The following is a 24,255-nucleotide window of genomic DNA, read 5'->3' on the forward strand; positions in this document are numbered from 1 at the left end:
GCCAAGACAGGCCATGATCGCAGCGAAATTCCAGACCTTCCTCGTCCTGCTCGCCGTGCTGGCGGGCACCGCGCTCGTCGCCCGCCGCTTCAACCTGGCGCCTGCCATTTTGCTGATGCTCTCCGGCGTCGGTCTCGCTTTCGTGCCGGGCATGCCGCCGGTGGAGCTGCCGCCGGAACTGGTGCTGTTGATGGTGCTGCCGCCGTTGATCTACTCGGCGAGCGTCGCGATGAGCTGGCGCGAGTTCAGGAACAATCTGCGTCCGATTGTGCTGCTCGCGGTCGGCGCCGTGATCTTCACCGCGGCGATGGTGGCGACTGCCACCCACTACGTGATCGGCCTGCCCTGGAGCATCGGCTTCCTCCTGGGCGCAATCGTTGCGCCGCCGGACGTAGTGGCGCCGCTCGCGATTGCGCGCCGGCTGAACATGCCGCGCCGGCTCCTGGTCATTCTCGAGGGCGAAGGCCTCGCCAACGACGCCACCGCGCTGATCCTCTACCGCTTCGCGCTCGCTGCGATCGTGGTCGGACATTTCTCGCTGCCGCTGGCAGCCGGCGAATTTGCCCTCATCGTCGCCGGCGAAATCGCCTTCGGCATCGGTGTCGGCTGGCTCTCTTTGCGCTTTCGCAAATGGTCCTGCGATCCGCAGGTCGAGCTGACGCTGTCGTTGATCACGCCCTATGTGTCCTACTGGCTGCCCGAGCATGTCGGCGGCTCCGGCGTGATCGCCACTGTCGCCTGCGGTCTCTATGTGAGCTGGAACGGACCGCTGCTGATTTCGGCGTCGACGCGCCTGCAAGGCATCTTCTTCTGGGACCTTATCATCTATCTGATCGAGGGCTTGCTGTTCCTGCTCACCGGCTTCCAGATGCGCGCGCTCTACGAGAAATCGAAAGCGTTCCCGCTCGACGACATCGTGATCGCCACCGCCGTGGTCATGGTCATCATCGTTCTCGCGCGCTTCGCCTGGCTCTACCCGGCGACCTATCTACCGCGGATGCTTAGCAAGACGCTGCGCGCGCGCGATCCGTCGCCGCCCTGGCAATGGCCGTTCGCGCTCGCATTCACCGGCGTGCGCGGTGCGGTGTCGCTGGCCGCCGCGCTGGCGCTGCCGTTCACGCTGCCCGATGGCGATGCCTTCCCATATCGCGACCTGATCCTGTTCGTTGCCTTCGGCGTCATCTTCATCACCCTGATCGGCGTCGGCCTGACGCTGCCGCCGGTGGTGCGCTGGCTCGGCATCGCGGAAGCCGGCCGCAACGAGCATGTCGCCGAGCACGAGGCCGAGATCGCGGCACGGCGCCAGGCGCTCGACGCCGCGCTGAAATCGCTGGATGCGTTGACCGAAGAGAAAGAGGTTTCGGACGAAGTGATGCGGCTCCTGCGCGCCCGCCACGATATCCGCATCAACCAGCTTCCTGACTCCCTCGATCCCGCCCATCACGACGTCTCTGCCGCCGGGACTGCACTGACCCGCGAGTTGATCGTCGCCGAGCGCAAATTCATCCACGATCTGCTCCGCGACGGGCAGATCACCGACGAGACGCGACGGAGGATCGAGCGCGACCTGGACCTGGAGGAGGCGAGCCTGGCGAACCGGGAATATCAGAGGGCGCCGCTGTAGCTTCTCGTCATTGAGGAAACTACCGCTTCTCGCAATACGCCCGCATCGCCATCACCACGGCCGTCGCGATCAGATCCTGCCGCTCCGGCGAATTCATTGCCATCTCCTCATCGCGATTGATGATGGAGCCCGCTTCCAGCAGCACCGCGGCGCTCCGGGTCTGCGAGAGCACGACGAGCCCGTCATAGCGGTAGACGCCGACATCCTTGTCGAGCAGGGGATGCCGGTAACGCCCCATCATCGGCAGGCTGTATTGTGTCGCATATTGCAGGCCTCCATCCTTCAACTGCCTGCCCAGCAACCGGGCGAAGGCGAGGCTGGCGGCGAAGCGCGGATTGCGCTCGGACACGAACAGTGAATGGCCGCTGAAGCGGTCGCTGAAATGGCTCCTGGCGCCCTCGAATTCCCAATCCTCGAGCATTTTGTCGGGCACGGAATCATGGTGGATCGACAGGAAAAAATCGGCATGCGCGGCGTTGGCGGTGCCGACACGCTTGAGCAGGCTTGCCCGCGCCTTGCCTTCGGTCACCAGCACGCGGGTCGCGGCAAAGCCGGCCGATCTCAATCGTTCTCCGATCAGCCGCGCCAAGTGCAGGTTGAAGCCGAATTCCACGTCGTTGCGCGCGCTGGTGGCGCCCTGCAATTCCGAGGTGTGTCCGACATCGAGGATGATCTTGAATTTGCGTGGCTCGCATGTCTCCGGCGCAGGCGGCTTGATCCTGGCCCTTGCGGCCTTCCGCGCTCCGGCTGCGTGGCCATGGTCAGCCGGCGCAACCAAAAGCGGGATCAGCGCAACAGCGATAGCGGCGGTGATGCGCCACGATATTTTCACACCGGCCTTTCCCCCTTCACCGTCACGCGCGTGCCTGAGCGCGTATGCGGCCAGTAGTCCCACATCGCGCGGTGCTGGGTGCAGCGGTTGTCCCAGAACGCGATGGCGTTCTCGGTCCAGCGGAAGCGGCACTGGAACAGCGGGTTCTCGGCGTGCTGATAGAGATAGGCCAGCATCGCGTCGCTCTCGTCGCGCGGGATGCCGTTGATATGGCGGGTGAAGCCGCGGTTGACGTAGAGCGCCTTCTTGCCGGTGACCGGATGCGTGCGCACCACTGGATGCTCCGCGTTCGGATAGGCCGGACGATCGGCGACGCCGTAATTGGCGTAGAGGCCGCGATAGATCGGCTCGCCGTCATGCAGCGCGGTGAGCCCGTCGAGATAGGCCTTCATGCGATCGGACAGCGCCTCATAGGCCGCGTACATGTTGGCGAACAGCGTGTCGCCGCCGCGCGGCGGGCACTGCTTGATGTAGAGGATCGAGCCCATCGGCGGCTCGAGATCACAGGAGACGTCGGAATGCCAGCCCTCGCCGTTGGCGCGGGGCGAGTTCGCATCCGCATAGATCTTCATCAGCGCCGGGTCTTCATCCTCGTGCGGCGCGGCAGGATGAAAATGCAGCTCGCCGAACTTGCGGCCGAAGGCGAGATGCTGCTGCGGCGTGATGGTCTGGTCGCGGAAGAAGATCACGAGGTTTTCAGCAAGCGCGCGGTGGATCTCGTCCATCTGCTGGTTCGAGCGGGCATCGTCGGAGACGAGCTTGCCGATGTCGACGCCGGAGATTTCCGCGCCGATGATGGGGGTGAGCTTTTCGACCGCGATGGTCTCATAAGCCGCGCCGTCCTCGGCTGTGTGGCGATAACGCGGGCCTTGCTTGCCGGACAGCGAGCTCATGGGCGTTGCTCCCAATCATTGTTGATTGAGAGCATCGTAGCCCGGATGGAGCGAAGCGCAATCCGGGAACGGGCGCGCAAAAAGTAAGGCGGGTTACGCTAACCCGCCTTACGATTCCTGATTCGGAGCAAACTACTCCGCCGCGGGCGCGGGCACCTGGGCGCCCTGGCCGTAGCGCTGGTCGATGTAGTCGATCACCAGCGCCTTGAAGTCGGCAGAGATAGTCGGGCCGCGCAGCGTGCGGAACTTCTTGCCGTCGACGAAAACAGGCGCGGCCGGGGCTTCACCGGTGCCGGGCAGCGAGATGCCGATATTGGCGTGCTTGGACTCGCCGGGGCCGTTGACGATGCAGCCCATCACAGCGACGTTGAGCTCTTCAACGCCGGGATACTTGCTCTTCCAGTTCGGCATCTCGTCGCGGATGAAGCTCTGGATCGAGCTGGCCAGCTCCTGGAACGTGGTCGAGGTGGTGCGGCCACAACCGGGGCACGCCGCAACCAGCGGCACGAAGGTGCGGAAGCCCATGGTCTGCAGGAGTTCCTGGCCGACCTGCACCTCGCGGGTGCGGTCGCCGCCGGGCTCCGGCGTCAGCGAGATGCGGATGGTGTCGCCGATACCCTGCTGAAGCAGGATGCTGAGCGCGGCCGAGGACGCGACGATGCCCTTGGTGCCCATGCCGGCCTCGGTGAGACCGAGATGGATGGCGTAATCGGAACGAGAAGCGAGATCCTGATAGACCGCGATCAAATCCTGCACCGCCGAGACCTTTGCGGAGAGGATGATGCGATCCTTGGGCATGCCGAGCTCTTCGGCCCGCGCCGCCGAGAGCAGCGCCGATTGTACCATGGCCTCGCGCGTCACCGCGCGCACGTCGCGCGGATTGGGCAACGCGGCATTCTCATCCATCAGCTTGGTCAGCAGCTCCTGGTCGAGCGAGCCCCAATTGGCGCCGATGCGGACCGGCTTGTTGTTCTTGTTGGCGATCTCGATGATGTCGGCGAACTGGGTGTCGCGCTTGTCCTTGAAGCCGACATTGCCGGGATTGATGCGGTATTTGGCGAGCGCCTCGGCGCAGGCCGGATAGGCCGCGAGCAGCTTGTGGCCGATGTAGTGGAAGTCGCCGATCAGCGGCGTGGTGATGCCGCGCTTGAGCAGGCCGTCGCGGATGTGCGGGACGGCGGCAGCGGCCTCCTCGCGATCCACGGTGATGCGGACCATTTCGGAGCCGGCGCGCGCGAGCGCTTCGACCTGGGCGATGGTGCCGTCGATATCGGCGGTGTCGGTGTTGGTCATCGACTGCACGACGATCGGCGCGCCGCCGCCCACAGTGACGTCGCCGACCTTGACCTGGGTGGTCCGGTGACGCGGCGCCGGACCTGCGATGTCGGAATCGAGGGGGTTTTCGAGCTTGTTCATGGAGGTCCAAATATCAGGTTTTGGTGACGTTCAGCAATGCATCAGCTGGCGCCGTAGCGGATCGGCCGGGACGGTTAACCAGAAAAAGCCCAGCAATTACAAGGACGGCGGCGGCCCCGAAAGCCAGGCTCAGGCTGTCGTGCATAATGAAATAGCTACCCACCACGCCAAACAAAGGGGTGATGAAGGTAAAAGCCGACAATTTGCTGGCCGAATAGGCCTTCACCAGCGCGAACCAAAGCGTGAACGTGGTTCCAACCACCCAGATCGCCTGGAAGGCCATGAGCGCGAACGACAGCGGCGACGGCGTGTGAGTGATGGACTCCCCGGACAGCAGCGCAGCCGTCCCCAGGATTGGGATCGAGGTCGCGACCTGGTAGCCGAGCGCCTTCTCGGGCGCCGCGAAGCGCAGCCGCGTGCCCTTAGCGACCAGCGTGGTTGCCGCCCAGAGCGATGCGCCAAGCACGATTAGGAGATCGCCGAGCAGCACGTGTGAATCGACATTGGCCTGCGGCACGCCGATCGCAAGCGCGACGCCGGCGAAGCTCACGGCCAGGCCCAGCCATTGCGTGCTGCCAAGGCGCTCGCCGAGCACCTGGTACGAGCCGAGCGCGACGAAAAACGGCGCGGTGTAGAGGAACACGACCGCGCGGGATGCCGAGGTCAGGCGCAGGCCCTGGAAGATCAGCACGAACTCGATGCCGAACATCAGCCCGGCGATCAGGCCGGGCTTCCACGTGCCGTCGCGCTCGAAGAATTTGACGCCGCGTAACCTGCCGATGATGAACAGCACCGGCAGCGCGCCCATGGAACGGATCATCGCCTGCAGCATCGGCGGAATGTCCGGGAGCACCAGCTTCACCGCGATCTGGTTGAAGGCCCAGGTCAGGCACAGCATGAGCATCAGGGCGATGGCGCCGGCACTCAGGGGGCGCGCGGCGGACAGATTGGCTCGAGGTGAGGACATTTCTTCCTGGGATCCGGCTTTGCGCCGTTGTTGCTTGGTTGATCAGACGGCGGGCCCTTCACCTCTCCCCAGCGGGGAGAGGTCGATTTGCGAAGCAAATCGGGTGAGGGGGCGCCGGCCCCACGAGAGAGCGAAGCCCCTCACCCGCGCCTCCGGCGCGACCTCTCCCTTTGGGAGAGGTGAGCACCGCCTCTGTGCGAGCTGATCCCATCTCCTTAAGAGACTTTCTGACAATGGGTGCAGACGCCCGTGATCTCGACCACGGAAAGTTTCGGCGCGAAGCCTGACGCGCGCGCCGCAGCGTTGAGCTCCTTGGCAAAGGACCCCGACGGGATCTCGCCGACGAGACCGCAGCGCTCGCAGATCAGGAACGCGACCGCCGAGGTCGCGTCATGGTCGTGGGCGGCGCAGGCGAGATAGGCGTTGCGGCTTTCGATGCGGTGCACGAGGCCGTTCGCCATCAAAAAATCGAGAGCACGGTAGACCGTGATCGGCGCCGGTCGCGGCATCGATTTTGCCAATTCGTCGATCACCTCATAAGCCCCAAGCGGACGGTGGCTCGAGAGCAGCGCGCCCAGCACCTGGCGGCGTATCGGCGTGAATTTCTGCGCCCGCTGCTCGCAAACCGCCTCCGCATGCGCCAGCGCGTCCGCGGTGCAGCGGCCGTGATCATGGTCGGGCGTCGGAAATGCCGGCTTTGCGAGGGTCATTTGACCCGCCTTCTAGCATTTCGGCCGGAGAACCCAAAGCACGACCGGCGCAGCGGCGGTCAGCCATGCTTTTGCTGCGGGACAGCATCGCGTTCTTCCGCCATGAAATAATCATAAGCTTGCTTATTATATCCAAAGCTTATTGGAGACCAAGCTTATGACCCGCGGGTCTGTCGACCAAAACTTCCTGTTCACGCTCGGCGAGCTGTACCGCCTCTTGCGCGTCTATGCCGACAAGGAGGCCTCGCGCTTCGGGATCACCCGCGCGCAGTGGGCGGTGCTGTCCAAGGTGGAGCGAAGCGAAGGCATGAAACAGTCGGAACTCGCCGAGTTGCTGGAGATGCAGCCGATCACGCTGACGCGGCTGATCGACAAGCTCTGCGACAGCGACTGGATCGAGCGCCGCAGCGACGCGTCGGACCGCCGCGTCAAGCGCCTTTATCTGAAGAAGGCCGGCCGTGCGCTGCTGGGTAAGATGAGCGGCCTGAAGTCGGAACTCACGGCGAACGCGCTCGACGGCATCAGCCCGGCGGACGCCCACCGTCTCCTCACTCAACTCGAATCCATCAAAGAAAACGTGCGTAACGCGATCCAGACGTCCGGCGCGGAACAAACGCGTAAGGAGCAGCGCTATGGCTGATCAGGTTCTCAAATTCCAGCCCGAGCAGAAGATCGACAGCGGCAAGCCGACCAAGAAGGCCGGCACCGACCCGCGCCGGCGCTTCGTCGCCGGCCTGCGCCGCTATCGCCGCTTTTTGCTGATGGTGGTGCTGCCGATCGTTGCCGTCATTGCCGGCTTCACCTTCTATCTCAATGGCGGCCGCTATGTCGGCACCGACGATGCCTATGTCGGCGCGCAGAAGGTGCTGGTGACGCCCGACATCTCCGGCAAGATCGAGAAGGTCGTCGTCAGAGAAGGCCAGCTCGTCAAGCAGGGCGACGTGTTGTTCGAGATCGACCCCGTGCCGTTCCGCCTCGCGGTGGACGAGGCCAAGGCGCAGCTGATGCAGGCGCAGTCGACCTATGACAACCTTCGCGCGAACATCAAGATCTACGGCGACATGCTCAACCTCGCCCAGCAGGGCGTCGACCTGAAGCAGCGCGATGTCGAGCGCAAGCAGGCGCTGGTGAAGAACAGCTACGGCTCGCAGCTCGATCTCGACAACGCTTCGAACGCGCTGGTCACGTCGGGCTCGATCGCACAATACGTCAAGCAGCAGATCTCGACCGCCAAGACCCAGTTGCTCGGCGACACCGACCTGCCCTTGGAGAAATTCCCGCCCTACGCCCAGGCCAAGTCCAAGCTCGAGAACGCCGAGCGTAATCTCGACCACGCCGTGGTGCGCGCGTCGATGGACGGCGTGGCGACGCAGGTCGAGCAGATCCAGCTCGGCCGCTACGTCGCCGCCGGTACGGCGGTGTTCTCCATCATCGACATCGCCCATCCCTGGGTCGACGCCAATCCGAAGGAAAGCGACCTCACCTACGTCACCGAGGGACAGCCCGTCACGCTCGAGGTCGATGCGTTTCCGAACCATACCTTCAAGGGCAAGATCGGCTCGCTCTCGCCCGGCACCGGCGCGCAATTCGCGATCCTGCCGCCGCAGAATGCCACCGGCAATTTCGTCAAGGTGGTGCAGCGGGTGCCGGTCCGGATCTATTTCGACGAGAGCGACAAATACGTGAAGAAGCTGAAGGCCGGCATGAGCGTCTATGCCACCATCGACACCGGCCACCAGCGCTCGCTCGCCGGCCTGCTCGGCCTGTCCGCGACCGCAAGCCAAGATAAAGACCAGGACAAGGACTAAGCCGATGTCCGGCCCCAATGCCAGCCTGATGGTCCCCGGCCTGCGCCGGAACATGGTGACGATCTGCGCCATGACCGCGACCATCATGCAGGCGCTGGACACCACGATCGCCAACGTCGCGCTGCCCTACATGCAGGGCACGCTGTCGGCCTCGCAGGACCAGATCAACTGGGTGCTGACTTCCTACATCGTCGCCGCCGCGATCATGACCGCGCCGGTGGGATGGATTTCCAACCGCTTCGGCCGCAAGCGCATCTTCATCGGCTGCGCAGCCGGCTTCACGCTGGCGTCCGTGCTGTGCGGCCTTGCGCAAGACATCAACCAGATGGTGCTGTTCCGCCTGCTGCAAGGCGTGTTCGGCGCGGCGCTGGTGCCGCTGTCGCAGTCGGTGATGCTCGATTATTACACGCTCCAGGAACGCGCCACCGCAATGTCGATCTGGGGCATGGGCGTGATGATGGGTCCGATCATGGGGCCGTCACTAGGTGCCTGGCTGACCGAGACCTATTCCTGGCATTGGGTGTTCTTCGTCAACCTGCCGTTCGGCGCGATCACCGTGCTCGGGCTCGGCGTCTTCATGGACGAGACCGACAAGAATCTCAGCCTGAAATTCGACTGGTTCGGCTTCGCCGCACTGGCGATCGGCATCGGCGCGCTGCAACTCGCGCTCGACCGCGGCGAGCAGCTCGACTGGTTCGAGTCGGTCGAGATCGTGACCGAGTTCATCATCTCAGGGATCGCCTTCTATTACTTCTTCGCCCACTCGTTCACGACATCGCGGCCCTTCATCCAGTTCGCGCTATTCAAGGACCGCAACTTCCTCACCGGCTGCATCTTCATGACCGTGATGGGCCTGGTGCTGTACTCGACCATGGCGCTGGCCTCGCCCTACCTGCAAAACGTCATCGGCTATCCCATCATGACCGCCGGCGGCCTGCTGGCGAGCCGCGGCTTCGGCACCTTCTTCGCCATGATGATGGTCGGCCGCATCATGCGCTACATCGAGGCGCGCACGCTGATCATTTCCGGCCTGACGCTGACCGCGGCCTCGCTGTTCCAGATGACCGGCTGGACCGACCAGACCCAGGTACCGGAGATCGTCGTCGTGAGCGTGATCCAGGGCTTCGGCTTCGGCCTCGTCTTCGTGCCGCTCTCGACGGTCGCATTCCTGACGCTGCCGAACCATCTGCGCACGGATGGCACCTCGATGCTGACGCTGCTGCGCAACGTTGCAAGCTCGGTCGGCATCTCCATCGTGATCGCCCAGCTGACGCAGGGCACGCGCAAGACTTATGCGATCCTGTCCGAGTACATCAACCCGTTCAACCACGCGCTGCAGATGCCGGATGTCCGCGGCATGATCAACCTCTCCACCGATGCCGGCCGTGCCATGGCCGACCGCATGGTCGGCGTGCAGGCGCAGATCATCGCGTTCGCGCACGACTATATGCTGGTGATGATCTTCATTCTCTGCACCATTCCGCTGGCGCTGATGATTGGCTCGACCAAGGCCTCGCTGCGCAAGCAGGCGGCCGGACCCGAGCATGCGGTGATGGAGTAGTTACAGGTGTCATGCCCCGGCTTGACCGGGGCATCCAGTACGCCGCGGCTTCTCCGCATCCGACAAACGTCTCTGGAATACTGGGTCGCCCGGTCAAGCCGGGCGACGACAGCAAGCTTGTAGCGCGAGCGCTACAACAACTCCTCGCACCCCAGATCCTCGACCGCCATCATCACCCGCTCCAGATTGTTCCACCAGATCCCCGGCGGAATGTTGATGGCCCATTGCCAGACCGGCTTGGTGATGTGCCAGAGCACCGACAAGCGGTAGTCACGATCGAGCGCGCCGCGCGTGTATCCCGTGATGCCGCTTGCGAGCAATGTCTCGTGATAGAGATTGAGCAGTGAGCGTTCGAGCGCCTGCCGGCGTTCCGGATACCAATGAATCGCCATCATGTAAGCGAGGTCGTTGGCTGGTACGTTGATCCCCCACAGGTCGAAATCGAAGATGCGCACGGTGTCAGTGATGCCTGTGCGCGGCAGGAGAAAATTCCAGGTATGGGCATCGCCATGGGTGATGCTGAGATGACGGCGTGAATGGTAGCGCTCGGATAGCCGGGCCGACTGGTCGATCAGGCGACGATAGAGAATGCGCCGTTCTTCACTGAGGCGATCGCCGAGCAGATCGGCGAAACGGTCGTAGTGGCCGGCAAAAGTCTCCATGTGGTGCGCGCTGTCTTCAGTGCTCGCCCACGTGCCGACGGTGTCACCAAGGCTCGGATGGTCCCACCAGGCCGCATGCCAACGCGCGAGCGTGGTGACGATCGCGAATGTTTGCTCACGCGACGGCGGCAGCGGCCATTGGGTTGCGATCTCATGGCTGTCGGTGAGATCTTCCAGCAGGAGATGCCAGGTCTGGCCCTCCTCGTCGAAGCGTCCGTCAAAGCATCGCGGCACCAGCCCCGGCGGCATGTTCGGTGCCAGCTTCGTATAGAACGCCACCTCGTGCCGACCGCCATCGGCGAGCGTCTTGGCAAAATCGGCATGCGGCGTCTTGAGGATCAGCGATTGCGGCGCACCAGCGGACTCGCCGACATAGCGCAGGCCAAGCCGGGCGATGTGCGACACGACGGTATCGCGCTTATGCAGCACCTTCACCTCGCGGACGGCGCCCGCGTCCAGCACGCCGGCCTTGCGTAGCGCAGCCGTGAGGTAACTGGGCTCAGCGACCGCCGGCAGTTGTGAGGATGTCATGAATCGCGCCCCCGGTGCCGCAGCCATACTGCATGATCACACCGGGAAGCGCCAGCGCGCGACAGCAGCCTTCACAGGAAGGCGGCGGGACCGTCACACGTCGAAGAACACCGTCTCGTTGTCGCCCTGCAGGCGCAGGTCAAGGCGATAGACCGGCTTGCCGGGCTCGCGCACCGCGATCAGCGTGGCGCGGCGGTCGGCCGGCACCAATCCCAGCACGGGATCGGCGGCATTGCCGGCCTCGTCGCTGAAATAGATGCGGGTGTAGAGATGCCGCAGCATGCCGCGCGCAAACACCGCCAGAACGATGTGGGGCGCCTGCGGCTTGCCGTCCGGATCGGGCACCGCACCCGGCTTGATGGTGTCGAAGGAATAATGGCCGTCCTTGTCGGTGCCGCAGCGGGCGAAGCCGCGGAAGCTGGCATTCGGCAATGCGCGCTTATCCTGCGGATCGGCGAAGCGGCCCTGCGCGTCCGCCTGCCAGATTTCCAGCATGGCGTCAGGCACGACGACACCGTCGCCGTCGAACACCCGGCCCTCGATGCGGAGGCGATCGCCAGTGACGTCAGGCGTCAGCGTCGAATTGGTAAAGGCGTCGTTCCAGGCGTATTCGCCTGATGGCGTCAGGCCGTATTTGAAGAACGGACCGACGGTCTGCGATGGGGTGATCCCGTTGGGCTTCACAGAATCCTGCACGTTACTTCGTCTCCATGGGGGTAGCGTTCTTGCCGCGCAGCACGATGTCGAAGCGGTAGCACAGCGCCCATTCGGGCTTGGTATTCTCCAGGTCGAACGACGAGACCATGCGCATCCGCGCCTTCTCGTCCGGCACCGAGTTGAAGATCGGATCGAACGGGAACAGCGGGTCGCCCGGGAAATACATCTGCGTCACCAGGCGGGTGACAAAGGAATGGCCGAACACCGAGAGATGGATATGGGCGGGGCGCCAGGCATTGTGGTGATTGCCCCAGGGATAGGCCCCGGGCTTGATGCTGACGAAGCGGTAGTAGCCGGCGGCATCGCTCACGGTGCGGCCCGCGCCCGTGAAATTGGGATCGAGCGGCGCGGGATGCTGGTCGCGGACATGGACGTAGCGGCCGCAGGCATTGGCCTGCCAGATCTCGACCAGCGAGTTCGGGACGCCGCGGCCGTCCTCGTCACGGACATGGCCGTGGACGATGATGCGCTCGCCGAGCGGCTCGCCCTTGTGCTGGGTGGTGAGGTCGTTGTCGCCGTTCCGCACGGTCTCGTGGCCATAGACCGGGCCGGTCAATTCCGACAGCGTGTGGCGCATCGGGATCAAGGGCTTGTTCGGCGCGCGCTTGACCGAGCTCTTGTATTCGGGCGACAGCGGCAGGGGATGCGCCTGGTTGCTGTCGACGGGATAGATGAATGTCATTGGCGAACTCCTCCCCGGCCATTCTGGTCCAGCCGGACAACATTTGTGCCAATCATTATAATATATAACTAATCGGGGGAAGCAGGTTTACGGCCTTCCATAACTGGTCATTCCGGGGCAGCCCGACAGGGCTGAACCCGGATTCTCGAGATTCCGGGTTCGGTGCTAGCGCACCGCCCCGGGATGACGGTCCACTGCGTGGACCGTCAATTCAGCTTCTCGATCGCAATGGCAACGCCTTGGCCGACGCCGACGCACATGGTGGCGAGCGCGAGCTTGCCGCCGCGCTTCTCCATGCCGTGGACGGCGGTGAGCGCGAGGCGGGCACCGCTCATGCCGAGGGGATGGCCGAGCGCGATGGCGCCACCATGCGGATTGACGAAATCCGCATCGTCGGCGACGCCGAGCTGGCGCATGCAGGCGATGCCCTGCGAGGCGAATGCTTCATTGAGCTCGATCAGGTCGAAATCGGTGATCTTCTTGCCCAGACGTTCCATCAGCTTGCGGGTCGCAGGCACGGGACCGATTCCCATGATGCGCGGCGGCACACCGGCCGAGGCGAGGCCGAGAATGCGGGCGCGCGGCGTCAGGCCGTGCTTCTTCACGGCGGCCTCAGAGGCGAGGATCATCGCGGCCGCCCCGTCATTGACGCCCGACGCATTGCCGGCCGTCACCGTGCCGGGATTGCGCACGATCGGCTTGAGCTTGGCGAGAGCTTCGAGCGTGGTCTCGGGACGCGGATGCTCGTCCATGTCGATGGTGACAGGGCCGGCCTTGCCGCCGGGAATGGTGATCGGGGTGATCTCTTCGGCGAAATAGCCGGCTGTGATCGCTTTACCCGCGCGTTGCTGCGAGCGGATGGCGAAGGCATCCTGGTCGGCGCGCGGGACCTGGAATTCCTCGGCGACGTTCTCGCCGGTCTCCGGCATTGCATCGACGCCATACTGCGCCTTGAGCAGCGGATTGATGAAGCGCCAGCCGATCGTGGTGTCGAAGATTTCGGCGGAGCGCGAGAAGGCCTCCTGCGCCTTGCCCATCACGAACGGCGCGCGGGTCATGGACTCGACGCCGCCCGCAATCGCAAGCTCGATCTCGCCGGAGCGGATGGCGCGGCCGGCAGCCCCGACCGCATCGAGGCCGGAGGCGCAGAGCCGGTTCAAGGTCTGGCCGGGAACCGAGTCCGGGAGACCCGCCAGCAGCAGCGCCATGCGCGCGACGTTGCGGTTGTCCTCGCCGGCCTGGTTGGCGCAGCCGAAGAAGACTTCGTCGACCTGCGCCCAGTCGAGATTGGGATGTTTGGCCATCAGCGCCTTGATCGGGGTTGCCGCGAGGTCGTCGGCGCGCACCTTGGCAAGTGAGCCGCCAAAACGGCCGATCGGGGTCCGCACGGCATCGCAGATAAAGACGTCACGCATCGTTGTTCTCCCTGAATGCCGCGATCCGGCCAAAATTCTTCAATGTCGGCGGAGTTTTAGGAGGGCGCCCGCAGTAGGTCAATTGACGGTTTCTTGCTTGTTCCGAGGGGCGCGCACGCCGCCAACGCATGCCGCGGTGCGGACAACGTGGAAAACCTCCCCTCCCCGGCCAAAGCGATAGGAGCACGGGACGAAATTTTGTAGGTTGCGCCGCCCATGACCATGCAACAGCCCATCCAAGCGTCAGAGCCTGAACCCACCCCCGCGCCGCCAGCGGAAGCCGCCGCGCGCGTCACGCCGATGATGGAACAATACCTGGAGATCAAGGCGGCGCATCAGGGCCTGTTGCTGTTCTACCGGATGGGCGATTTCTACGAGCTGTTCTTCGAGGACGCCGAGATCGCCTCGAAGACGCTCGGCATCGTGCTGACCAAGCGCGGCAAGCATCAGGGCAACGACATCCCGATGTGCGGCGTGCCGGTCGAGCGCTCCGAGGATTATCTGCATCGCCTGATCAGCGCCGGCCATCGGGTTGCCGTGTGCGAGCAGACCGAGGATCCTGCGGCTGCGAAAGCGCGCGGCAACAAGAGCGTCGTGCGCCGCGGCGTGGTCCGGCTGGTCACGCCGGGCACGCTCACCGAGGACACGCTGCTGGATGCGCGCGCCAACAATTATCTGCTGGCGATTGCGCGGGCGCGCTCGTCGACCGGCGGCGACCGCTTTGGCCTCGCCTGGATCGACATCTCGACCGCCGAATTCACGGTCACGGAAGTTTCGGGTGGTGAGCTCGCCGCGACGCTGGCGCGCATCAACCCGAACGAAGCGATCGTCACCGATGCGCTTTATAGCGATAACGAGCTCGGGCAGACCTTGCGCGAACTGCCGGCGGTGACGCCGGTGACCCGCGACGTCTTCGACGGCGCCACCGCCGAAAAGCGCCTCTGCGACTACTTTGCCGTCTCGACCATGGACGGGCTGGCGCAGCTCTCGCGGCTGGAGGCCACGGCTGCCGCCGCCGCCGTCACCTATGTCGACCGCACCCAGGTCGGCAAGCATCCGCCGCTGTCGCCGCCCGCGCGCGAAGCCTCCGGTGCAACCATGGCGATCGATCCCGCCACCCGGGCCAATCTCGAACTGACGCGGACGCTTGCCGGCGAACGCCGCGGCTCGCTGCTCGATGCCATCGATTGCACGGTGACGTCGGCCGGCTCGCGCCTGCTGGCGCAACGGCTCGCCGCCCCTTTGACCGATGCGCCGGCGATCGCGCGACGGCTCGATGCCGTCAGCGCCTTCGTGGCGGATTCGGCCACGCGCGAGGACATCCGCAGCATTCTGCGCGGTGCGCCTGACATGTCGCGGGCGCTGGCCCGTCTCTCGGTCGGCCGCGGCGGCCCGCGCGACCTTGCGGGCTTGCGCGACGGCATCATCGCCGCCGACCAGGTGCTGACCCGGCTCGGCGAGCTCGACCAGCCGCCGCAGGAGATCGCCGCGGTGATGGCGGCGCTGCAAAAGCCCTCGCGCGAACTTGCAGCCGAATTTGCCCGTGCGCTCGACGAGCAGCTGCCGCTGATCAAGCGCGATGGCGGCTTCGTTCGTGCCGGCTACGAGCCGGCCCTTGATGAAGCGCGGAACCTGCGCGATGCCTCGCGTCTGGTCGTAGCCTCGATGCAGGCGCGCTACGCCGACAATACGGGCGTCAAGGGCCTCAAGATACGCCACAACAATGTGCTGGGCTATTTCGTCGAGGTCACCGCGCAGCACGGCGACAAGCTAATGTCGGCGCCGCTGAACGCGACCTTCATCCATCGCCAGACGCTGGCTGGCCAGGTGCGCTTCACGACCTCGGAGCTCGGCGAAATCGAAGCCAAGATCGCCAACGCCGGCGACCGCGCGCTCGGGCTCGAGCTCGAAATCTTCGAACGGCTCTGCGCCAAGGCGCTCGAGATCAGCGACGATTTGCGCGCTGCTGCGCAAGGCTTTGCGCTGCTCGATGTTGCGACGTCGCTGGCCAAGCTCGCGATCGACGAGAACTATGTGCGGCCCGAGGTCGATGGCTCCCTCGGCTTTGCCATCGAGGCCGGCCGTCATCCCGTGGTCGAGCAGGCCTTGAAGCGCAATGGCGAGCCGTTCATCGCCAATGCCTGCGACCTCTCGCCGTCGCCAGCGCAAAAATCCGGCCAGCTCTGGCTGCTCACCGGTCCGAACATGGCGGGCAAGTCGACCTTCCTGCGCCAGAACGCATTGATTGCGCTGCTGGCGCAGATCGGCAGCTTCGTGCCGGCGACGCGCGCGCGGATCGGCATCATCGACCGCCTGTTCTCGCGCGTTGGCGCCGCCGACGATCTCGCACGCGGCCGCTCCACCTTCATGGTGGAGATGGTCGAGACCGCCGCGATCCTGAACCAGGCCGGCGAGCGCGCGCTGGTGATTTTGGACGAGATCGGCCGCGGCACCGCGACCTTCGACGGCCTCTCGATCGCCTGGGCCGCGATCGAGCATCTGCACGAGAGCAACCGCTGCCGCACGCTGTTCGCGACGCATTATCACGAGCTGACCGCGCTCTCGGCGAAACTGCCGCGCATGTTCAACGCCACCGTGCGGGTGAAGGAATGGCAGGGCAATGTCGTGTTCCTGCACGAGGTGCTGCCAGGCTCGGCCGACCGCTCCTACGGCATCCAGGTGGCCAAGCTCGCCGGCCTGCCGCTGGCTGTGATCACGCGCGCGAAATCGGTGCTGGCAAAGCTCGAGGCGCAGGACCGCGGCCAGACCGCCCGTGCCCTCGCCGACGACCTCCCGCTGTTCGCGGTGCCCTCGCGCGCCGCCGCAGAAGCCGCGCCGCCGACCGAGGCGGAGCTATTGATGGATGCTGTGAAGGCGCTCCACCCGGACGAGATGTCCCCGCGCGAGGCGCTGGATGCGCTCTATGCGCTGAAGGCCAAGCTGCCGAAGCAGTGACGGTGCCGTAGGGTGGGTTAGCCCCGCGGCTGCGTGAAGCGCAGTCCGCTGGCGTAACCCACCGCGGTCTGTCCCCGCGGAAAGCAAGCCGGCGGATTACGCTTCGCCAATCCACCCTACGAAGCCACCGCCAACCGCTTCCTTCGCCCCATCCACCACAGCGTCAGATTCCACACGATGCAGGTGGCGAGGCCCGTGCTGAGGCCTATCGCGGAGCCGAAGTTTGCGGTCCCCACATGCAGCACCGCAATCGCCATGCCGAAGCCGAGCAGGCCCCAGGCGGAATTGGCGAGCACGGCAGCGGTCGGAGGGCCGCCGATGCGGGGATGCAGGATCACCATCATGCTGGTGAACACGATCGGGTAGAGCGCGATGACGCCGGAGACGCGCGGGCCAACCCAGCCCGAAGTCGAGACCACGATCGCGACCAGGGTTGCGACCAACGCGGCGCGGAACGGAATATCGTACCAGCGGCGCGTCACCAGCGGCATCTTCACATGCCGGTACTGTGCAAGCAGCGGAATGCAGATCCCAAAGGCGACCAGGTTGACGGCGAGCCCGGCCGTCAAAGTCCAGTCGAACAGTCGGATGATGGATGCCAGCACGATCCACACCGCCACCGCGCTTCCGACACTCACGGCAAAGCTGTGCCGCTGCGCCAGCACGACATAGGTCAGCCCCAGGAAGATCGTGGCGGCGTTAACCGGGAGGCTCGATAGCGCACCCTGCGCAATGAAGGCAGCGTCATGGTCGATCGCGAGGAAGACATAGGACGGCCCCGCCGATATCGGCAGCGTCGCCACCAGCGCACCGATCACCGGGCCCGAGCGCTCGGTGATGATCGACGCCGACACCACGAAGGCGGCCGCAACCGCCATACGCAGCAGAAGGAAGAAGATGTACGACAGTTCGGCGGGCATTTTTTTCTTCTTGCCCTCCCCTTGATGGGGAAGGTGGCAGCTACACCCGCTGCATCGAGACCGAAACCTTCGGGCCGTTCTTGATGGTCTGATAGACCACGCAGTAGCGCTCGGTGAGTTTCAGCAGCAGATCGAGCTTGTCCTGCGGCGCGTCGGTGTCCACTTCAAAGCGGAGGCGGATCTCGGCGAAGCCGACCGGAGTCTCCTTGTCGACGCCGAGCGTGCCGCGGAAATCGAGATCGCCTTCGGCATAGACGTTACCGGTCTTCAAGGGCACCTCGATCGCGGTCGCAACCGATTTCAGCGTGACGCCGGCGCAGGCGACGAGCGCCTCGAGCAGCATGTCGCCGGAACAGAGTTCGAGGCCGGAGCCGCCGGTGGCGGGATGGAGGCCAGCCATCGCGATGGCGCGGCCGGTCTCGACCTTGCAGGCGATGCCTTCACCGTCGGTCGAACCCTTGGCCTTCAGCGTGATCATCGCGGCCTTGGGATCGGTCTTGTAGCGTTCCTTGATCGGGGCCTGCATCTGGCGCAGTTGGGCAGCGTCCATTTTTCGTCTTCTCCCCAAATCTCATTTCCTGGGCCCGGGTATAGAGACCGATCCGTATCGTGTCAGCCCGCGTTTGGTCGAGGGCTGCCATGAACGCTGCCGCGAACACAGGGGTGGACGTAAAAACTGATCAAGATCAACATGTTAGACAAATATTCCGCAGCCGCTGCGCGCCCTTCCAAATCGGCAGGCCGGCACGTATCTCTGTCTTTTTACCAATGTCGGGTGACAGCACGCATCACCTCTTATATTCGGGATGAACATGGACAGCGTTGCGACCGAGCATAAGCCACAGGTGGATGATCGCTTCGACACCGCGCGGATCACCGCCGCGGTCGATGCGCTTGCCGAAAAGCATCAGGGACGCGAGGACACGTTTCGCACCGCGACCGCGCAACTGCTCAAGGCCGAGCTGATCGCCGCGCGCGCCGCGGCGCAGGCGATCCTGCTGAAGGACCGCCATGGCCGCCGCTGCGCCGAACGCCTCTGCCACGTGCAGGACGAGATCATCCGCATCCTCTATTCGGCCGCGACCCGTCATCTCTACCGTTCGCCGATCCCGAGCGGAGCGGAGCGCATGGCGGTGGTCGCGACCGGCGGCTATGGCCGCGGCCTGATGGCCCCCGAATCCGACATCGATCTGCTCTTCATCCTGCCCTACAAGCAGACGGCCTGGGGCGAGCAGGTCGCCGAAGCCATCCTCTATTGCCTCTGGGACATGGGGCTGAAGGTCGGCCACGCCACGCGTTCGGTCGATGAATCGATCCGGCAGGCGCGCGGCGACATGACCATCCGCACCGCGATCCTGGAGACGCGCTTCCTCACCGGCGACCAGCCGCTCTATAACGAGCTGGTCGAACGCTTCGACAGGGAAGTGGTGCAGGGCACCGCGTCCGAGTTCGTCACCGCAAAACTCGCCGAGCGCGAGGAACGACATCGCCGCGGCGGCCAGTCGCGCTACCTGGTCGAGCCCAATGTCAAGGACGGCAAGGGAGCGCTGCGCGACCTGCACACGCTGTTCTGGATCGCCAAGTACGTCTATCGCGTCCGCGACACCGACGAGCTGGTCGAGCGTGGCGTGTTCGACGCGCAGGAGTATCGCACCTTCCGCCGCTGCGCCGACTTCCTCTGGTCGGTGCGCTGCAATCTGCATTTCTACTCCGGCCGCGCCGAGGAGCGCCTGTCCTTCGACCTCCAGCGCGAGATCGCGGTCCGGCTCGGCTACACCTCGCATCCCGGCATGCAGGACGTCGAGCGCTTCATGAAGCACTACTTCCTGGTCGCCAAGGAAGTCGGCAACCTCACCGCCATCCTCTGCGCCAAGCTCGAGGACCAGCAGGCCAAGCCTGCACCGGTGCTGAGCCGGATGATGGCGCGGCTTCGCCCCACGCCTGTGAAGCGGCGCGTGCCTGACAGCGACGACTTCATCGTCGACAACAACCGTATCAGCGTCGCCGCGCCCGACGTCTTCAAGCACGATCCAGTCAATCTGATCCGCATCTTCCGCCTGGCGCAGAAGAACAACCTCGCCTTCCACCCGGACGCGATGCGCGACGTGACGCGGTCGCTCGGCCTGATCAACGCGCAGATGCGCGAGAATCCCGAGGCCAACCGCCTGTTCATGGAGATCCTGACCTCTGACAACGCCGAGATCGTGCTGCGGCGGATGAACGAGACCGGCGTGCTCGGCCATTTCATCCGCGCCTTCGGCAAGATCGTCTCGATGATGCAGTTCAACATGTATCATCACTACACGGTCGACGAGCATCTGATCCGTTGCGTCGGCTTCCTCCAGGACATCGAGCGCGGCGGCATCGAGGAGTTCACGCTCGCCAGCGACCTGATGCGCAAGATCCGTCCCGAGCATCGTTCGGTGATCTACATCACGACGCTGCTGCACGACATCGCCAAGGGGCGGCCCGAGGATCACTCGATCGCAGGCGCCAAGGTGGCGCGGCGGCTCTGCCCGCGGCTCGGCTTCAGCGCGGCCGACACCGAGCTCGTGGCGTGGCTGATCGAGGAGCATCTCACGATGTCCACGGTCGCGCAGTCGCGCGACCTATCCGACCGCAAGACCATCGAGAATTTCGCCGCGGTGGTGCAGTCGGTCGAGCAGATGAAGCTGCTCACGATCCTGACCACCGCCGACATCCGCGGCGTCGGTCCCGGCGTGTGGAACGGTTGGAAGGCGCAGCTGCTGCGCTCGCTTTATTACGAGACCGAACCGGTGCTGACCGGCGGCTTCTCGGAGGTCGACCGCGGCAAGCGCCTCACGGCCGCTTACGCCGAATTCCGGCACGCCTTCGCCGAATGGCCGGCGGACGAGCTCGATGCCTATGTCGGCCGGCACTATCCGGCCTACTGGCTCAAGGTCGAGCTTCCGCGCAAAATTCGCCACGCCCGCTTTGTGCGGTCGAGCGAACAGGCCGGCCACAAGCTCGCGATCAATGTCGGCTTCGACGAGGTGCGCGGCGTCACGGAGCTCACCATCTTCGCCGCCGACCATCCCTGGCTGCTGTCGATCATTGCCGGCGCCTGTGCGTCGGCCGGCGCCAACATCGTCGACGCCCAGATCTACACCACGACCGACGGCCGTGCGCTGGACACGATCTCGATCTCGCGGGAATACGACCGCGACGAGGACGAGGGCCGGCGCGCCACGCGCATCGGCGAGATGATCGAGGACGTGCTGGAAGGCAAACTGCGCTTGCCGGAAGTGGTGGCGCGGCGCACCGTGCGCAGCAGGGCGCGCCCCTTCGTGATCGAGCCGGAAGTGACCATCAACAACCAGTGGTCCGACCGCTACACCGTGATCGAGGTGTCAGGCCTCGACCGCCCCGGCCTGCTCTACGAGCTGACCACCGCGATCTCCAAGCTCAACCTCAATATCGCCTCGGCCCATGTCGCGACCTTCGGCGAGCGCGCCCGCGACGTGTTCTACGTCACCGATCTGCTCGGCGCGCAAATCAACGCGCCGACTCGCCAGGCCGCAATCAAGAGCGCGTTGACCCGTGTGATGGCCGACGACAAGGTGGTTCAGCCGGCGGCGTGAGGGGGGAGCGCTAAACCTCCACGCCCTCGTGCCTGAGCAGCCAGCGCTTGCGTTCGAGGCCGCCGCCATATTTCACCAGCGAACCATCGGCACCGATCAGGCGGTGGCATGGCAGCACCACGCTGATCGGATTGGAGCCATTGGCGTGGCCGACAGCGCGAATGGCACTTGGCATCTCGATCTTTGCGGCAAGTGCGCCGTAGCTCATCGTGGTGCCGGCGGGGATTTTCGCGAGCGCAGTCCAGACCTTTTGCTGGAACGGCGTGCCGGCGATGCGCCATTCGATCCGTGCGAGCTGACCGAGATCTCCCTCGAAGTATGCCGACAGCGCAGTCTTCATTGCCGCCGGCGCGGGCCGGTCAACCAGATCCACCGCGCCATGGTGCAGGCGCAGGAGCTCGCGCATGCGGTGCTCGTAATCGTCCCAGTCGAGCGCCCGCAGCGCGCCGTCGGCATCGGTGACGAGCAACGCGAGCCCGATCGGCGTCGCCAGGCGATCGAGGCCGAAATGTTCAGGAGTCCTGGTTGGTCGAGCAGCCATTTGCGACACCTTGCATCGAAACACGCTTCGCACTTTCCATGCCGGCCATGGTAACGTCCACCCGAAAGCTGACGCTTTTGGGGGGAGCTCAACTTGATTCTAGTCGCCGATATCCTGGTGGCGCTGGTCGCCGCACTGCACGCCTACTTCCTGATCCTGGAGATGTTCCTCTGGGACAAGCCGCAGGGCTTGAAGGTTTTCCACAATACGCCCGAGAAGGCCGAGATCACGAAAGTGCTGGCCGCCAATCAGGGCCTCTATAACGGCTTCCTCGTCGCCGGCCTGATCTGGGGTCTCGTCCACGGCAACCCGGCCTTCGCGTTCCAGATCAAGGTATTCTTCTTGCTCTGCGTGATCGTTGCCGGCGCCTATGGTGCGGCGACCGTCAGCACGCGCATCCTGATCGTGCAGGCGCTGCCGGCCGCAATCGCCCTGGCTGCATTGCTCCTGGCCTAAGACTTTGGCCTGAGACGGTACGGCGCGGCGCCGCGATCCTTGCGCGGCCCTTCGCGTTCCTCCACACTCTTCGGCAGCGATGGCGACCGTTGCGAGCAACGGAAAAAGACCGTCGGCCGGAAAATTCCGTCAGGAGGAACAACCCACCATGAAGACTCGCAGAGCCTATCTAGCTGCCACGGCGGCGCTCGCCTTCGCGTTCTCCGCCAGCCTCGTAGGTCAAGCCCTCGCCCAGAAGAAATACGACACCGGCGCGAGCGACACCGAGATCAAGATCGGCCAGACCGTGCCGTTCTCCGGCGCCTATTCCGTCTACGCCAATATCGGCAAGACGCAGGCCGCCTACTTCAAGATGATCAACGATCAGGGCGGCATCAACGGCCGCAAGATCAACCTGATCCAGTATGACGACGCCTATTCGCCGCCGAAGACCGTCGAGCAGGTGCGCAAGCTCGTCGAAGGCGACGAAGTGCTCTTCACCTTCCAGATCATCGGCACCGCGGCAAACGCCGCTGTGCAGAAATATCTCAACGGCAAGAAGATCCCGCAGCTTCTCGCGTCGACCGGCGCTGCGCGCTTCAACGATCCGCAAAACTATCCCTGGACCATCGCGTATAATCCCAACTACGTGTCCGAGGGACGCATCTACGCCAAGTACATTCTCAAGGAACATCCCAACGCCAAGATCGGCGTCCTCTACCAGAACGACGACATGGGCCGAGACTATCTCGCAGGCCTGAAGAGTGGCCTCGGCGACAAGGCCGCCGGCATGATCGTCGGCGAGGTCTCCTACGAGGTCACCGATCCGACGGTGGACTCGCAGGTGGTCAAGTTGAAGTCGTTGGGCGCCGATCTTTTCTACGATGCCTCGACACCGAAGTTCGCGGCACAGGCCATCAAGAAGGTCGCCGAGCTCGGCTGGACGCCGGTGCATATCCTCGACATCAATGCGAGCCCGATCTCGGCGACGCTGAAGCCGGCCGGTCTCGACATCTCCAAGGGCATCATCTCGACCCAGTACGGCAAGGAGCCCAGCGATCCCCAGTGGAAGGACGATCCCGGCGTGAAAGCCTTCTTCGCCTTCATGGACAAGTATTTCCCCGAAGGCGACAAGCTCAACACCGTCAACACCTACGCCTATTCGGTGGCCGAGCTGCTGACGCAGGTGCTGAAGCAGTGCGGCGACGACCTGTCGCGTGAGAACGTCATGAAGCAGGTCGCCAACATCAAGGACTTCACCCCGAGCTTCGCGCTGCCCGGCATCAAGATCAACACCGGGCCGAACGACTACCGCGTCAACAAGCAGATGCAGATGATGAAGTTCAATGGCGAGCGCTGGGAGCTGTTCGGACCGATCATCGAGGATAACGGACCGGCGGGTTAGTCACCGAGCTCTGAAAATCCAATCGGCGGCCTGCGGGCCGCCGATTTTGTTTGGGAGCGCCTACGTCGGTATCTCCCCAAAATTCTTCCCGACCGGCAGCACCGCATGCCGGATCAGACGCGAATCCTCCACCGCGGCCTGGCGGTGCTTGACTGCCTCGCGATAGACGGGGTCGCGGATCATCTCGACGAAGGCGGCGACGCTTGGGTATTCGGCGATGAAGCAGTGGTCCCAGCGCTCGTCCTGCGGGCCGATCAGCATCAGTTCGAACCTGCCTTGCCAGACGATGCGGCCGCCGAGGCGTTCGAACACCGGGCCGCTTTCGCGACCATAGGCCGCATAGGCTTCCGCGCCGCTGGCCTTGCGGCCGTCGGGATAGGCCGCGTCCTTGCGCAGCCGCACCAGATTGAGCATGTGGATCGGGCCGGGGCGGTCGTTGTCCCGGAATTGCGCGAAGATTTCCTTGGTCGGATCGATATGGCCCATGCGTGAGGTTCCCTCTTCTTGATGGCCGCGATCCTAGCGCCGCCGTGGAATGAGCGGAACTGCGGCCTGGGAATGCCGCACCTCCTAATCGCG

At 64.5% G+C, this 24,255-nt stretch carries 21 protein-coding genes; 8 read left to right on the forward strand and 13 right to left on the reverse strand.

Translation table 11 applies throughout. The features are described from left to right. Window positions 1–13: 13 nt before the first annotated feature. On the forward strand, window positions 14–1,624 hold the full coding sequence (locus ACP2YP_RS38870) for a Na+/H+ antiporter (RefSeq protein ID WP_426421555.1): 1,611 nt from the start codon (window positions 14–16) through the stop codon (window positions 1,622–1,624). 19 nt (window positions 1,625–1,643) lie between these two features. Here ACP2YP_RS38870 and ACP2YP_RS38875 read toward each other — a convergent pair whose 3' ends face one another. The 5 genes from ACP2YP_RS38875 to ACP2YP_RS38895 form a co-directional block, all read right to left on the reverse strand. Then, window positions 1,644–2,456 carry an N-acetylmuramoyl-L-alanine amidase family protein gene (locus ACP2YP_RS38875; RefSeq protein ID WP_426421556.1) on the reverse strand — a complete coding sequence of 271 codons (813 nt, stop codon included), beginning with the start codon at window positions 2,454–2,456 and terminating at the stop codon, window positions 1,644–1,646. Next, entirely contained in the window at window positions 2,453–3,349 is an 897-nt protein-coding gene (locus ACP2YP_RS38880) for a TauD/TfdA dioxygenase family protein (protein ID WP_426421557.1), read from the reverse strand. The genes ACP2YP_RS38875 and ACP2YP_RS38880 overlap by 4 nt, the downstream gene beginning before the upstream one ends. A gap of 132 nt (window positions 3,350–3,481) precedes the next feature. Beyond that, window positions 3,482–4,765 carry a flavodoxin-dependent (E)-4-hydroxy-3-methylbut-2-enyl-diphosphate synthase gene (gene ispG, locus ACP2YP_RS38885; RefSeq protein WP_426421558.1) on the reverse strand — a complete coding sequence of 428 codons (1,284 nt, stop codon included), beginning with the start codon at window positions 4,763–4,765 and terminating at the stop codon, window positions 3,482–3,484. Between the two features lie 13 nt (window positions 4,766–4,778). After that, window positions 4,779–5,732: a DMT family transporter gene (locus ACP2YP_RS38890; protein WP_426421559.1), complete on the reverse strand. Its 954-nt coding sequence runs from the start codon at window positions 5,730–5,732 to the stop codon at window positions 4,779–4,781. A gap of 215 nt (window positions 5,733–5,947) precedes the next feature. Beyond that, the gene (locus tag ACP2YP_RS38895) at window positions 5,948–6,442 is read right to left on the reverse strand and encodes a Fur family transcriptional regulator (RefSeq protein WP_426421560.1); all 495 of its coding nucleotides are present in this window, start codon (window positions 6,440–6,442) and stop codon (window positions 5,948–5,950) included. Window positions 6,443–6,599: 157 nt separating this feature from the next. On the opposite strand from ACP2YP_RS38895, the gene ACP2YP_RS38900 reads away from it, so the two are divergent. The 3 genes from ACP2YP_RS38900 to ACP2YP_RS38910 are packed head-to-tail and all read left to right on the forward strand — an operon-like array spanning window position 6,600 to window position 9,811. Beyond that, window positions 6,600–7,082, forward strand: coding sequence for a MarR family winged helix-turn-helix transcriptional regulator (locus tag ACP2YP_RS38900; protein ID WP_426421561.1), 483 nt, complete (start codon window positions 6,600–6,602; stop codon window positions 7,080–7,082). Further along, entirely contained in the window at window positions 7,075–8,250 is a 1,176-nt protein-coding gene (locus ACP2YP_RS38905; RefSeq protein ID WP_426421562.1) for an HlyD family secretion protein, read from the forward strand. The genes ACP2YP_RS38900 and ACP2YP_RS38905 overlap by 8 nt, the downstream gene beginning before the upstream one ends. 4 nt (window positions 8,251–8,254) lie before the next feature. Continuing rightward, the gene (locus tag ACP2YP_RS38910; RefSeq protein WP_426421563.1) at window positions 8,255–9,811 is read left to right on the forward strand and encodes an MDR family MFS transporter; all 1,557 of its coding nucleotides are present in this window, start codon (window positions 8,255–8,257) and stop codon (window positions 9,809–9,811) included. 131 nt (window positions 9,812–9,942) lie between these two features. Here the strand turns inward: ACP2YP_RS38910 and ACP2YP_RS38915 are convergent, their stop codons facing one another. The 4 genes from ACP2YP_RS38915 to pcaF form a co-directional block, all read right to left on the reverse strand. Further along, a complete protein-coding gene (locus ACP2YP_RS38915) occupies window positions 9,943–11,004 on the reverse strand; it encodes a phosphotransferase (protein ID WP_426421564.1) in 1,062 nt (353 codons plus the stop codon). 93 nt (window positions 11,005–11,097) lie between these two features. After that, window positions 11,098–11,700, reverse strand: coding sequence for a protocatechuate 3,4-dioxygenase subunit alpha (pcaG, locus tag ACP2YP_RS38920; protein ID WP_426421565.1), 603 nt, complete (start codon window positions 11,698–11,700; stop codon window positions 11,098–11,100). Between the two features lies 1 nt (window position 11,701). Beyond that, window positions 11,702–12,403, reverse strand: a complete 702-nt coding sequence (gene pcaH, locus ACP2YP_RS38925; RefSeq protein ID WP_426421566.1) for a protocatechuate 3,4-dioxygenase subunit beta — start codon at window positions 12,401–12,403, stop codon at window positions 11,702–11,704. 206 nt (window positions 12,404–12,609) lie between these two features. Further along, window positions 12,610–13,818 carry a 3-oxoadipyl-CoA thiolase gene (gene pcaF / locus ACP2YP_RS38930; protein WP_426421567.1) on the reverse strand — a complete coding sequence of 403 codons (1,209 nt, stop codon included), beginning with the start codon at window positions 13,816–13,818 and terminating at the stop codon, window positions 12,610–12,612. A gap of 216 nt (window positions 13,819–14,034) precedes the next feature. Here pcaF and mutS point away from each other — a divergent pair, with 216 nt between their 5' ends. Next, window positions 14,035–16,773, forward strand: coding sequence for a DNA mismatch repair protein MutS (gene mutS, locus ACP2YP_RS38935; protein ID WP_426421568.1), 2,739 nt, complete (start codon window positions 14,035–14,037; stop codon window positions 16,771–16,773). A 116-nt stretch (window positions 16,774–16,889) separates the two neighbouring features. Here mutS and ACP2YP_RS38940 read toward each other — a convergent pair whose 3' ends face one another. Then, on the reverse strand, window positions 16,890–17,693 hold the full coding sequence (locus ACP2YP_RS38940; RefSeq protein ID WP_426421569.1) for a hypothetical protein: 804 nt from the start codon (window positions 17,691–17,693) through the stop codon (window positions 16,890–16,892). A 40-nt stretch (window positions 17,694–17,733) separates the two neighbouring features. After that, window positions 17,734–18,243, reverse strand: coding sequence for an OsmC family protein (locus ACP2YP_RS38945; protein WP_426421570.1), 510 nt, complete (start codon window positions 18,241–18,243; stop codon window positions 17,734–17,736). A gap of 262 nt (window positions 18,244–18,505) precedes the next feature. Between ACP2YP_RS38945 and ACP2YP_RS38950 the strand changes: the two genes are divergently transcribed. After that, a complete protein-coding gene (locus ACP2YP_RS38950) occupies window positions 18,506–21,295 on the forward strand; it encodes a [protein-PII] uridylyltransferase (protein ID WP_426421571.1) in 2,790 nt (929 codons plus the stop codon). Window positions 21,296–21,305: 10 nt separating this feature from the next. On the opposite strand, the gene ACP2YP_RS38955 is transcribed toward ACP2YP_RS38950, so the two are convergent. Continuing rightward, a complete protein-coding gene (locus ACP2YP_RS38955) occupies window positions 21,306–21,836 on the reverse strand; it encodes a methylated-DNA--[protein]-cysteine S-methyltransferase (RefSeq protein WP_426421572.1) in 531 nt (176 codons plus the stop codon). A gap of 93 nt (window positions 21,837–21,929) precedes the next feature. On the opposite strand from ACP2YP_RS38955, the gene ACP2YP_RS38960 reads away from it, so the two are divergent. Together ACP2YP_RS38960 and ACP2YP_RS38965 are read left to right on the forward strand one after the other, a co-directional pair. Continuing rightward, window positions 21,930–22,292 carry a DUF1304 domain-containing protein gene (locus tag ACP2YP_RS38960; protein WP_426421573.1) on the forward strand — a complete coding sequence of 121 codons (363 nt, stop codon included), beginning with the start codon at window positions 21,930–21,932 and terminating at the stop codon, window positions 22,290–22,292. Window positions 22,293–22,440: 148 nt separating this feature from the next. After that, complete coding sequence (locus tag ACP2YP_RS38965) at window positions 22,441–23,676, forward strand: ABC transporter substrate-binding protein (protein WP_426421574.1); 1,236 nt, start codon at window positions 22,441–22,443, stop codon at window positions 23,674–23,676. A gap of 60 nt (window positions 23,677–23,736) precedes the next feature. Here ACP2YP_RS38965 and ACP2YP_RS38970 read toward each other — a convergent pair whose 3' ends face one another. Further along, the gene (locus tag ACP2YP_RS38970) at window positions 23,737–24,162 is read right to left on the reverse strand and encodes a DUF1330 domain-containing protein (RefSeq protein ID WP_426421575.1); all 426 of its coding nucleotides are present in this window, start codon (window positions 24,160–24,162) and stop codon (window positions 23,737–23,739) included. Window positions 24,163–24,255 lie beyond the last annotated feature (93 nt).

Origin of the sequence: Bradyrhizobium genosp. A (genome assembly GCF_049949275.1) — a bacterium.
Lineage (GTDB): Bacteria > Pseudomonadota > Alphaproteobacteria > Rhizobiales > Xanthobacteraceae > Bradyrhizobium.